Source organism: Blautia marasmi, from assembly GCF_900258535.1.
Lineage (GTDB): Bacteria > Bacillota > Clostridia > Lachnospirales > Lachnospiraceae > Blautia > Blautia hominis.
Genome location: NZ_OIWX01000001.1, coordinates 2,787,834 through 2,800,243 on the forward strand (window position 1 = coordinate 2,787,834; position 12,410 = coordinate 2,800,243).

General features: G+C 41.7%; 11 protein-coding genes and 1 tRNA gene. 9 read left to right on the plus strand and 3 right to left on the minus strand.

The annotated features are described in order from the left end of the window. Positions 1-358: 358 nt before the first annotated feature. The 3 genes from C6P39_RS12030 (at position 359) to C6P39_RS12040 (ending at position 3,371) form a co-directional block, all read left to right on the plus strand. Positions 359-1,381, plus strand: coding sequence for a LacI family DNA-binding transcriptional regulator (locus C6P39_RS12030; protein ID WP_095176299.1), 1,023 nt, complete (start codon positions 359-361; stop codon positions 1,379-1,381). 182 nt (positions 1,382-1,563) lie between these two features. Continuing rightward, entirely contained in the window at positions 1,564-2,511 is a 948-nt protein-coding gene (locus C6P39_RS12035) for an AEC family transporter (protein ID WP_095176298.1), read from the plus strand. 122 nt (positions 2,512-2,633) lie between these two features. Then, entirely contained in the window at positions 2,634-3,371 is a 738-nt protein-coding gene (locus C6P39_RS12040) for a DUF5131 family protein (protein ID WP_278277998.1), read from the plus strand. Positions 3,372-3,975: 604 nt separating this feature from the next. Here the strand turns inward: C6P39_RS12040 and C6P39_RS28480 are convergent. Then, positions 3,976-4,194 carry a helix-turn-helix domain-containing protein gene (locus tag C6P39_RS28480; RefSeq protein WP_095176296.1) on the minus strand — a complete coding sequence of 73 codons (219 nt, stop codon included), beginning with the start codon at positions 4,192-4,194 and terminating at the stop codon, positions 3,976-3,978. A 468-nt stretch (positions 4,195-4,662) separates the two neighbouring features. Between C6P39_RS28480 and C6P39_RS12055 the strand changes: the two genes are divergently transcribed. From C6P39_RS12055 to C6P39_RS12075, 5 genes are all read left to right on the plus strand, one after another. Then, positions 4,663-5,010 (plus strand): helix-turn-helix domain-containing protein, encoded by a 348-nt coding sequence (locus tag C6P39_RS12055; protein ID WP_095176294.1) that lies wholly within the window; start codon positions 4,663-4,665, stop codon positions 5,008-5,010. Positions 5,011-5,203: 193 nt separating this feature from the next. Then, the gene (locus tag C6P39_RS12060; RefSeq protein ID WP_095176293.1) at positions 5,204-5,767 is read left to right on the plus strand and encodes a recombinase family protein; all 564 of its coding nucleotides are present in this window, start codon (positions 5,204-5,206) and stop codon (positions 5,765-5,767) included. Between the two features lie 408 nt (positions 5,768-6,175). Then, positions 6,176-7,363 carry a hypothetical protein gene (locus C6P39_RS12065; protein ID WP_104803946.1) on the plus strand — a complete coding sequence of 396 codons (1,188 nt, stop codon included), beginning with the start codon at positions 6,176-6,178 and terminating at the stop codon, positions 7,361-7,363. An 89-nt stretch (positions 7,364-7,452) separates the two neighbouring features. After that, complete coding sequence (locus tag C6P39_RS12070; RefSeq protein WP_104803947.1) at positions 7,453-7,683, plus strand: helix-turn-helix domain-containing protein; 231 nt, start codon at positions 7,453-7,455, stop codon at positions 7,681-7,683. A gap of 3 nt (positions 7,684-7,686) precedes the next feature. Next, on the plus strand, positions 7,687-8,865 hold the full coding sequence (locus tag C6P39_RS12075) for a tyrosine-type recombinase/integrase (RefSeq protein ID WP_104803948.1): 1,179 nt from the start codon (positions 7,687-7,689) through the stop codon (positions 8,863-8,865). Between the two features lie 94 nt (positions 8,866-8,959). Here C6P39_RS12075 and C6P39_RS12080 read toward each other — a convergent pair. Beyond that, positions 8,960-9,033 (minus strand) — tRNA-Pro (locus tag C6P39_RS12080). Positions 9,034-9,208: 175 nt separating this feature from the next. Between C6P39_RS12080 and C6P39_RS12085 the strand changes: the two genes are divergently transcribed. Next, on the plus strand, positions 9,209-11,695 hold the full coding sequence (locus C6P39_RS12085; RefSeq protein WP_104803949.1) for a DUF6128 domain-containing protein: 2,487 nt from the start codon (positions 9,209-9,211) through the stop codon (positions 11,693-11,695). Here C6P39_RS12085 and C6P39_RS12090 read toward each other — a convergent pair. After that, a complete protein-coding gene (locus C6P39_RS12090; protein ID WP_104803950.1) occupies positions 11,654-12,349 on the minus strand; it encodes an anaerobic ribonucleoside-triphosphate reductase activating protein in 696 nt (231 codons plus the stop codon). The two genes, C6P39_RS12085 and C6P39_RS12090, sit on opposite strands and share 42 nt — an antisense overlap. Between the last annotated feature and the right edge of the window lie 61 nt (positions 12,350-12,410).

The window sequence follows — 12,410 nt, forward strand, 5'->3', positions numbered from 1 at the left end:
CCATGAAATGTTACTGTTCACGACGTGTCCAGTAACACGCTTCGCGATGCACAGATATGGAACATTCTGCCCCATATCGCGCTAGCTGCCTCGGGATTTTCATGCTTCCGGCATGAAAACGCCTCCCGGTACAGTGGCCTGTGAACAGTATCATGAAACAGTCAAATTAGCAGGCCGCCACATCCCGTATGGGGATCCGTACGGTTCTTCCAGTATTTTCTTGTAAATAAAAGATAAAAATGATATGATTTATATTAAGTAAAAGACAGAGGCAAAACAAGTAAAATTATAATAACTATTCAGCAGACCAAGACACTGAACAGTTACAGACTACGAGAAGATAAGCGGAGTGAGTGATATGGCTACACTAAAAGAAATCTCTGAGCTGACCGGTTATTCCATAGCTACGATTTCCAGAGTGCTGAATCATGATGCTTCCCTCAGTGTGACGGACAGCACCAGAGAAGAGATACTGAGGGTAGCCGGCAAGCTGGACTACGAAAGTAAGAGTGTCAGGAGCAGCCGCAGGAAAGCGGCCCAGCTCAGAATCGGAATTATTGAAATGATGGACTCCCGGATGAAGCTGGATGACCCTTATTATCTTTACCTGAAAAGCAGCCTGGATAAGTGTTGTTTTGAAGAGGGATTTGAGACAGTTACCCTTCAGTATGATGAGGAGGAGGGCTGCTATAAGAGCAACAGCCAGTCAGGGCTGAACGGCGTGATAGCTGTGGGACAGTTTGATGAGGCACAGGTCCATGCCATGGAACAGTGGTCGAATCAGATCGTATTCCTGGATTCCTCTCCCTATGAGGAGAGATTCAGTTCTGTGGTGCCCAATTTTCAGGTGGGGATCCATCAGGGAGTGGACTATCTGGCCGGGATGGGCCACAAAACCATTGCCTTTGTGGGGCCTGTAATGTCCCCGGATTCTTTGGGCTGTGATGCGCCGGAGAAGCGCAGAAAAATATTTGAGGAATATATGAAGTATTACAGGAAAGATTTAAAGGCGGTTTTTGTTGATACAGACAGAGAGGCATCCGCTGTACTGGAAAAGATAATTGCTTACCTGAAGGAGGAAAAGAACCCTGCCACGGCGTTTTTTACCTTCAATGAGGCTGCCGCCATTGGCGTGATGCAGGGGATCCAGCAGTTGGGATACCGGGTGCCTGAGGATTTCAGCATTTTAAGCTATAATGACACCGTGCTGGCAACACTGATGCAGCCACAGCTTTCAAGTATCAGTATTCATTTGGAGGAGATGGCTCTGGAAGCGGTTAGACTTTTAAGGAGAGAGCTGCTGGAAAGCAGGGTACCGCCGATGAAGATAGCGATACCTTCCGGTTTAAGTGAGAGGGAAAGTGTTAAGAGGCTTGAATGATGGATTCAGGCCTCTGTTTTTATGTGCTTTTCCATAAAAGTAAAAAAAGAGTTAAATAAGGTAAAAGGGGGAATGAACAGTTGAATAGGAAAGCTATCATCTGTGTCGGAAAGGAATTGCGCAAGTAAAGAGTACAGAGTATAATAGACAATCATGCGGATAAACCGCGCGGAGGCACGGAAATGGAAAATATGATACTGTCGTTTAATGTGATAGCGCCATTATTTTTTCTGATGGTAATAGGCTATTTGATTGCTAACTATACAGATCTTGCAGATAAAGACCTGCTGAAGAAAGCAAATACTCTTGTGTTCAAGGTCTTTCTGCCGTGTATGCTGTTTAAAAATATTTACCGGAGTAATATCAGAGAACAGATGCAGGGCGGACTTTGTATTTTTGCCGCCGGAAGTCTGCTCCTTTTGTTTGCACTTTTGTGTCTCATTGTTCCCAGGGTGGTGAAAAAGGAGAATCAGCAGGGAGTGGTGATCCAGGGGATCTTCAGAAGCAATTATGTGATATTCGGAGTAGCAGTGGTGGAAAATATGTATGGTTCTGCCAATACAGCCACAGCGGCAATTTTAAGCGCGGTCCTGGTACCCATGTATAACTTCCTGGCAGTGATCGCCCTGTCTTTTTTCGGAGGGAAGAGGGAGCGGGATCTTAAAAAAGTTATCATCGGTATTCTGAAAAATCCGCTGATCCTTGCCTCCGTTCTGGGGATCATAGCCTCTCTGTCAGGAATCAAACTTCCCAAGGCGGCAGATACTACCCTGAATGATCTGGCAAAACTGGCAACCCCTATTGCATTTCTCATACTGGGCGGAGATTTTGATTTTTCCAAAATAAAGGGGAACCTGAAAACTGCAGGATGTGTGATCTTAGTTAAGATGGTACTGCTTCCCCTTATCTTTATCCCCATTGTGGTGGCAATGGGGTACCGCAATTCTGATCTGCTGGCAGCACTTCTGGCGTATCAGACACCGGTTGCGGTATCCAGCTATATTATGGCCCAGCAGGCGGGCGCGGATGAACAACTGGCGGGGCAGCTTGTGGTATTCAGCAGCATAGTTTCCATATTTACGCTGTTTGTTACCATATTTATCCTCAGGCAGATGGGACTTCTCAATTGATCTTATATAGGCGGGTGCATGATCAACCCTTAAAGCTATGCAAGGAGCATGTCGGATTTTTACTATAACAGAGCGGGAATATATTATACCATATCCGCAAGGAACGAATAGAAAACACAACAATAAGGAGAATGTATATGAACTGGGAACCCTGGACAGGTTGTTACAAAATAAGTGATGGCTGCACGAACTGCTATTTTTATGGGCCGCACGCCAAACGTTACGGTCAAAACACCATCCTAAAAACAGATAAATTCGATTGGCCTGTGAGAAAGAACGCAAAAGGTGAATACAACATTAAAGGAAATAAGATTCTTGCAACCTGCTTTGCAACGGATTTTTTTCTTCCCGAAGCGGATGAATGGCGTAAAGATGTCTGGTCTATGATCAAGGAGAGAACAGACATAGATTTTTTAATCTTAACAAAACGGATTGACCGTTTTCTTGTATCACTTCCGCCGGATTGGGGTACGGGATATGACAACGTGAATATTGGATGTACTGTGGAGAATCAAAAGTTAGCTGATCACAGACTTCCGTTGTTTCTGTCTTATCCTATAAAGCGGCGTTTTATAGCCTGTGCTCCACTTTTGGAGGCTATAGATCTAACGCCATATCTTCATGGTGTAGACCATGTAACCGTGGGAGGCGAAACGGGCCGGGAAGCTAGGGAATGCGATTATGACTGGGTACTCAATATCCGTGAGCAATGTGTAAGAGCAAATGTGACATTTTGGTTCAAGAATACAGGGTCTTTTTTTAAACGTGACGGTATAGTGGAAAAAGTAAATCCGTTCAAGCAGACCGGCTTGGCAAAAGAGCTGGATATTAATATTTCAGATGGGAAAAGATTGTTTTGATAGGCTGAGAAAATGTTGGGCGGCGGAGGGATAGGCATAAAAAAACACCGGATTCGAGAAATCCGGTGTTTTTAACCATTGCTGAAAGTCGAAGCGACGTGATTCGAACACGCGACCTCTGCGTCCCGAACAGAGAAGTATATCTGTTAAGACGTGTTTGTAAATACCAGAATGCTTTAAATACAAGGGTATTGATAGGCCTCCTGCAACTTTAAAAATCAGTCTATTGAAGAAATTTTAAGGTTAATTGTTAGGAAAAGTGTTAGGCAAATGGCAGAGCAAAACATATCGTTAGGCACTCGGAAGGGTGCCTTTTAAAGTGGGGATAATTTACATTATGTTTTTGATACAATACAATAATGGTACAGGTATGTGAGAGAATCACACCTGACATAGCGTTTCCCAAAACTCCGAACCATAATAAATAAATGCTCAAGTTAAAATGTCTTTATTTATAAGGTTTTATTGTAATAGGTCTGATTTGTAAAAATGCTAAATGACCTTGTAACAAAGGGTTTTTACGAACTCAGTTAAGATTGAGGTCGAATTATACTTTGCTTAGCAAAAAATCCCGTAATTAAAGGGAAAATACATAATCGTCGAACTATAAGATTTGGTCATCATCAGATGGGACATAAATACAAATATCCTGTATCTGACAATCTAAAATTCGGCAGAGGTCATTAATGGTTTTCATAGATATATCATGATTATATTTTAGTCTGTGCAAAGTACTATTTGATAAATGATGTTTCTTGGTTAGAGTATACCAGTTCTCTTTGGAATTCTCTAATGTTTTCCAAAACGGACTATAGTCTATCATATGTTCACCTTTATTTTTGTTTATATGTTTAACAATAAAGCAGAAGGTGATACTTGAATATCTTCGCAATTACGAATATAATAAAGTAGGAGGTGATGGATTTGGGAAAGAAAAGTTTTATAAAAAAGGTAATCAATATATTATTGTCAGTTGTGTTTGTATTATTTATTGGGGGTAATATGTTTTATTGCTTTATAGCCGGAGCGCCCAACGATAGAGGTACGTTGATAAAATATGTTTTTAACGCCGCAATGTTTTCACTCTTACTTCCGAGCATAATTTGTGGTTGCTTGTTTTATATCCACTATTTGCATGGATTAATTGATGATATGAACAAAATTTAGAGGTGTTTATTTTTTTTATAGCTATACTAAACTATAAGTTAGTATAGTGGCGTATAAATAGACTAATAATCTTGCATGAAAATGTTTAGAATGGCATTATACTACCAGAAAAGGGGTGTAATGCTTGGAATCTGTAAAGTTGGAAGAGTTTGTACCAGACAGAATTAACTTTTTATGTAATAAATACAAAATAACAAGATATGAACTTTCAAAAAGGACTGGAATTTCACAGACAGCTTTATCAAATATTGTAAAGCATAAGCAAATTCCAACTTTAGATACATTAGATAAGATATGCGAAGGTTTTCAAATGTCAGCAGTAGAATTTTTTACAACCCCCGATAATATAGCAGGTCTTTCAGAGGAAGAGAAAAAGATATTAAGGCTATGGGGGAACTTGTCAGAAGAAGAAAAGCGTTTTTTAGAAGTGATATTGTTAAACTTGAATGAACATAAAAAGAGCGGGAATTAGGAGTTGAAACAACAACTAGTTCCTGTTTTTATTTTATGTGTCTAAAACGATTGTTTTTGATACATATTTTTTTGATGCGGAAAACGTAAGGATTTTGTATGTAAAAATATATCATAAAACGTGTCAAAAACTATTGAAGTTTTGATGCGTTTTTGATACAATGTAAACATAAAAGCGGAAGGAAGTGGCACGGATGTTAATTGGTTATGCTAGAGTATCAACAGACGGACAGAATTTAGATAGACAGATAGATGCACTGACAGGAGCAGGGGTGGATAAACGGATGATCTATCAAGAAAAAATGACGGGAACCAAGAAAGACAGACCGGAACTTGATAAAATGTTAGATAATTTGGAAATTGGAGATATTATAATAATTTCAGACCTTACCAGAATATCTCGGAGCACGAAAGATTTGCTTGAAATTGTTGAAAAGATTAAGAAAAAGGGAGCGTCAATAAAAAGTTTAAAGGACACTTGGTTAGATACTACCTCTGATAATCCGTATAATCAGTTTTTGTTAACGGTTATGAGTGGGTTGAGCCAACTAGAGAGAGATTTGATTAGTCAGAGGACAAAGGAAGGATTGGCAAGTGCAAAAGCCAGAGGAAGAAATGGGGGAAGACCTTCGAAACAGAATGAAAAAGGTGAAATGGTACGGACACTATATAATAATGGAATGAGAGTTGCTGATATCGTGAAACAGACAGATTTATCCAGGAGCACTGTTAACAGGATAATCAGAGTCAAAAAGTAGTTGTGCAGTTTTAACAAAATTTTTACAGGACATTTGCATATACGGCAAGTGTCTTTTTTGTTTTCTTTAATAAATAAAGGAAATCAGAAGAGAAAATAATATAGGGTATATAAAAGTAGCCTTAACACATTTTCACCTGTCATTTGTTTTAGTTTTGCATAAACTCAGACTTAAACAGAGGATTTATTAATGGAGATAATAGATGGCGTTGTGCAAAATGACTAAAGCAATATTGGATTGAAAGGGAATATATGTGAAAAGTGTTGAAAAACATATGTTCGTGGGGTATACTGAGTGTACCCAATAGGGGAAAATAAAACTGAATATGAAGGTATGCCAGTACCACTTATCAAAACTGGATGGGAGACAGGCTGACCCATAAAAGAGGTCTAGGGTGACTTTCTAATATTGAATACGGAGGGTAAAAATATAGGTAGCACGGAGACTTTAGAAGAAAGAATTGGTATTGACAGAACGGTTATTGCAGGCTTTAGGATTGTTTATATCAATGTAGCAAAATTTATGGCTCATGATAATGTAGAGTTAGAACGGCAGGGAAAATTGTTGTATATGTTAAAGGATGGAAGTGGTTTCAGGTGGCTGAAGATTAAGGACAATTATTGTTTTGGAACATTAGTAGCAGGAACCAGAAACACGAAGTTTATGAAAACAGATTTCAGCAGGATGGATGTGTTTATTCAGAATGTTGGAGAAGGTAATTTGCAGAATGATACAGTTTCAGGATATAAGGCAAGGTTAGAAAAGATATTACAATATGTATATGATGAATACGGAATACTAATTGACAGTAGTAACATAAGGCTTAATGAGATGGAGATTAACTGTACATTTCGTTTAAAGGATGAGTTTTATAAATATCACAGGGTTTTACGGTTAATGATGTTTAATCTTCCGAAAAATTTTAAAAAGTTAGTGGAATATGGAAGAACAGATGAAAAAAATGTTTGTATTAAAAATGAAACATTTTTAAGAGGGAACGAATCAGTTGCATTAAAAATTTATGATAAAAAAGAACAGTTATATCAGAAGTTGGGTTTTGTAACACAAACAGATATCATGAGAATAGAAATTGTTTTGAAAAAGCCTGCGAAAATAAAAGAAGTATTTGGCTCAAATCTTTTGGATCTTATATCGGATAAAAAGATAAACGATTACTACATACAGCAGTTTGTGAAAATTATCGAGAATAAGTATAGAAAATGGCAAAAGTATAATTGTAATTATTTATTGGAACAGATTACTTACCATAAAAAACAGAACAGCAGGTATTGGAAAAGCAATCTTTTAAGGGAGTGCGGTAATATGGAACAGATAAATCAGATACCTGTGTTACTTGACATAGCGGATTTACTGATTGTAGTAAAAAAAATAGATAAAAATGGTCATTTCTCAAGAGACAAAAAAGAATTGTTACGACAATGCAAACACAACAATGTTTTTCAACAAAAGGATGCTGACAAAGCAGAAGAACTTATCAGTAAAGTGCACTCGGCATATAAAATGTATACAGAAGATGTAACACCTGGAATACAAATGGATATGACAATAGATGGCGAAGTGTTAAAAGCTGTTTAAGTAAGCAGTTTAGGCATTACAGGGAGATTTACACTCTTATACGGGTTAAAAATCTCCCAAGAATAACAATAGAAAAATAGGGGAAATGAATGCTAGAAGATTACAAAGATGTATTGCAGATAGATGATATTATGGATATTTTACAGATTGGACGAAATAAGGCATACGATTTGATTCATGCGGGAGAAATAAAGTCTTTGAAAATAGGAAGAAAAATTAGAGTTCCCAAGGCATGTATGATAGACTTTTTGACAAGTCCGCTTTATAATAATAGTAATGATATGTTTTGCTCGCCTGTCAAGAAACGGAAAGGAGCATAGGGAATGACTGGGAGCATACAAGTAAATAAAGGAAAATGGTATTGTGTTTTAAACATGAAAGATGAGTACGGGAAACGAAAACTCAAATGGTTTAGTACAGGATTACCGGAAAAGGGTAATAAAAGAGCTGCTAAAGAGAAATTGGCACAACTGATACAAAAATATGGTGAGTGCAATACCGTTACAAGGTTTGCAGATATGTCGTTTTCGAACTATTGTAATTATTGGTTGGAACATAAAAAGCAGTCTTTGGAAATAACTACATATGAAGGATATGAAATTAGGATTAAGCATATTCAGGAGTATTTTGAACCGAAAAAGACAGCACTTTCGAAGGTGACTTCAAGAGATATTAAACTGTTATATGAATACCTCTTACGAGAAGGGAACAGATCGAAGTATAAAAAAGATAAGGGGCTTTCAGAGCGTACTGTTAAAGAGATATCACTACTTGTAAAGGCAATGTTCAGAGATGCAGTGGTGTTGGGTGACATTCCCAACAGCCCTGCGGAGAATATTGAAGTCCCTAAGAAAAGAAGAACTAATGTAAAAAGGGGAACTTTCATTGATAGTAATGATTTAAAGTATCTGAAAGAGGCCGTTAAAGGTCATATTTTAGAAGAGTTGATTTTGATAACACTTGTATATGGATTGCGTAGGTCAGAGGTCTTGGGATTGAGATGGTCAGCGATAAATTTTGAAAAAAATACGTTGGAAATTAATCACACAGTTGTAAAGGTAAAAAAGCAAACTGCAAAAGATACTGCAAAGACAGAGGCCAGCTATCGAACTTACCCGTTGTCAGAATATACTACAGAATTGTTGCTTAAGGCAAAAGAAAGACAGGATTTATATAGAAAGTTATTGGGGAAAGAATATCATGAAAGTGATTATGTTTTTACATGGCAGGACGGCAGATGTTTTTCGACAGATTATATAACAAAGACTTTTAAAAAGATTATTAAGAAAGAAGAAAACTTGTCTTCAGAACTCACATTTCACGATTTAAGAAAAAGTTGTGTATCTATGATGGTAGAGGATGGATATAACGTAAAAGAAATTCAAGAGTGGGTTGGACACACGGATGTGAAAACAACGTTAGATATTTATGCAAAGGTAAAAGAGACACGAAAAAATTATATTGCAGTTAATATGGGAGAAAAATTCAAAAATATAAGCTGAAGTGTTAGGAAAGTGTTAGGCAGCAGGAAGAAAAGTTATAAAAAAAGAAAACACCGGATTTCAAAAATCCAGTGTTTTCAACCATTGCTGAAAGTCGAAGCGACGTGATTCGAACACGCGACCTCTGCGTCCCGAACGCAGCGCTCTACCAAACTGAGCCACGCTTCGTTATTTTGTTTCGGCTGTGTCATTCAGCATTTGTTATTATATATAATGGTGGCAGAAATGTCAACAATTTTTTGCGTTTTTTTCAAAAACTTTTCCGTTTGGTTTTTATGCTTGGTTCTAAAAGTTTTTTTCGCTCATATACTTTACGGAATAATTGGTATTGGAGAAAGAAAATTTGGCTGGATATCGGCGATTTGTTGCGTATGTATATGAGTACCCAGATGGAAAGAAAGGAAACGGAAAGGGTTTTATCAAAGTAGAAGCCCGTGACGGCAAGTGCCGCATGAACTACCGGATCACCGGTATATATGGGAGAGAGGAGGCCCCCTGTAAGATATACGGGTTTGTGAGAAAAGAGAAGGGCTGTGAGGGCATTTATCTTGGAGAATGCGATCTTGCCGGTGATACGGTACAGTTTCAGACTGAGGTGCCTGAACAGGGGCTGGGAGGCACGGCCTATGGTTTGAATGATCTGAGCGGTTTGATCATGCTGACAAGTGACGGAATGATGTATGGTACGGGATGGGATGACAAACCGGTGCGTCTGGAAGAAATACGCCTTCCGAAGATGCAGAAGGAGCCTTCCCGGAAAGCGGACAGTGCCTCTGAGAGAGCAGGCAGTGTGCGGAGAGAAGAGACCTCCGGGATGCATGAGGAGGAAGTGCCGGAAGGGGTAGCAGCAGCACAGGCTCTTACGGAGGCCGAGGAAAACCGCTATGGATCGTCCGGGTATTCCGGGGAGGAACAGGATGAGGTGTCCCGGGAGGAAGAGGGGGATCCAACAAACGGCAGCATGGGAGAACGGATTTATCCGCCGAATGCGTACATGGATGAACCGGTCAGTCCGGCGGATGAGGATATGGATGAGGCGGCTGCACCGCCGGAAGCAGGTATGGGTGAGCGGGTTATACCGCCGAATATAGGCAGGGGCGGGCAGAGCATGTCACCGGATACAGGAATGGATGAGGGGATCGTGCCGCCGAACCCAGGAATGGATGAAGGGATCGTACCGCCGAACCCAGGAATGGATGAGCAGATCGTATCGCCGAACGCAGGAATGGATGAGCGGATCGTGCCGCCGAACGCAGGAATGGATGAGCAGATCGTGCCGCCGAATACAGGAATGGATGAACGGATCATGCCGCCGAACGCAGGGATGGATGAACGGATCGTGCCGCCCAATGCAGGAATGGATGAACGGATCGTGCCGCCCAATGCAGGAATGGATGAACGGATTGTGCCGCCCAACGCAGGAATGGATGAATGGAGAGACACGCCGAACGCAGGAACGGATGAACAGGGAACACACGCAGGCACAGGTATGAATGGGCGGACCATACCACCGAATACAGACATGGAAGAACCGGCTGTCCAGCCAAATGCAGGTATGTGGGAACGGGATACTCCACGGAATGCGGGGATGCGGCAACGGGATACTTCGGGGAATGCAGGCAGGTGGGGAAGCAATACATCACGGAATGCAGACTGGGAAGAACCGGCCTATCCGCCAAACGCAGACCGGGGAGGAAACAATACATCACGGAATGCAGACTGGGAAGAACCGGCCTATCCGCCAAACGCAGACCGGGGAGGAAATAATACATCACGGAATGCGGACTGGGAAGGACCGGCCTATCCGCCAAACGCAGACCGGGGAGGAAACAATACATCACGGAATGCAGATTGGGAAGAACCGGAGTATCCGTCCAATGCAGACCGGGGGAATCGCACCGGCACGCCGGGCAGGGGTATGGATAGGCCTTCCCGGATGGGGGCAGACCCTTACATGCCGCCGCGTATAAACGAGAGAGGGACCTATATACCGCCTCATTATTCTGAGGACGAACAGCCAATGCCCAGGCAGGAGGAACAGGCCGGACAGGAAGATGCGGCGGTATTTTCCCCTGGGACAGAAAACGCAGCGCGGTCCCCGGAACAGCCTACAGGTGGCAGGAATGCCATGGAGACAGAACGGAATATGGACACTACCATTCCGGATACGGATATGCCGCCTTACACGGAGGAAGAGCTGTATCGGGAAACTATCAATAATGAAATCTTCGGTGGAGACCGGTATCCAAACGGCGGAATGCGGATTGAGGCAGCTGACGATGAAGACGCAGCGGAAAAGACCACATGGAACCCAGAGGGGGAAAATGAAGGGGATGAGATCAATCTTCTGGAAGAGCTGGACCAGGATGAGGATGCCATCCGCAACATGAGAGAGATGGAAAAAGAAGTATCGAAAAAGAAGGTACAAAAACCGGAAGCGGGAGAGCTTCATGAACAGTCTGCACAGGCAGCCAGGCAACCTGCTGTATTTGCGCCGTTTTCAGATGGGGAGATCGTGGATTGCAGGCAGATCACACCTGCGGAGCTGCGGATCTTAGCAAGAAGAGACAGAGGACTTATGAACAATAATTTCCTGAGACATGGATATTACCGTTATCATCATCTGCTCCTTGGCAGGAGAAGAGATGACGGCCGGTACATACTCGGTGTTCCGGGCGTTTACGACAGGCAGGAATGTCTCATGGCCGGCATGTTTGGGTTCCCCAACTTTAAAGCGGCCAAAACGCAGGGAAAAGCTTCCTCGCCGCGTTTTGGCTACTGGTACCGCTTAATCGACACCCCTGATATAAACCGCAGGAATCGTTCTTGACAGTATAAAACAGAAATCATCCAGATCCCTTTTAGAATAGCTGTTGAATCCAGGCCTTATGACTTCAGGGGAGTCCTTATAGGCCTGGAGGTAGTAAGCACTGCACCCGGCAAGCCATTTTCCGATAGAGCGGAAATCTTCCCGGGTATGCAGTTCCCTGACCACAGTGGTTCTGAATTCATAGGGGATCTTTCCGGACATAAGGAAATCCACGGACTCACAGATTGGCTTTAAATCCAGATTTTTACTGCCAGCAACCCTGGCATAAGATTCTTTGGATGATTTGATGTCCATGGCAACCATGTCCACCATTTTGTTGTTTATCAGTTTTTTCAGGATCCAGGGGTGGGAGCCGTTGGTATCCAGTTTGACCGGGTAGCCAAGCTCTTTTATTTTATCAATGAGGCAGAAAATATCCTTGTCCAGCGTGGGTTCGCCTCCGGTGATGCAGACACCCTCCAGAATCCCCTGACGTTTTTTCAGAACTTTAAGCACGTCCTCCATGGGAATCACCGGCTGTTCACCGGGTGAGAGGACAAGCCCGCTGTTGTGGCAGAAGGGACATCTGAAGTTGCAGCTTCCCAGAAAAATGGTGGCAGCTATTTTGCCGGGATAGTCAAGAAGCGTTGTTTTGTTAAAACCATTGATTGGCATAAAAATCCCCCTTTAGGCATCGTTTGGGCAGGACGGTAAGTCCTTTGCTGATACTTTATAT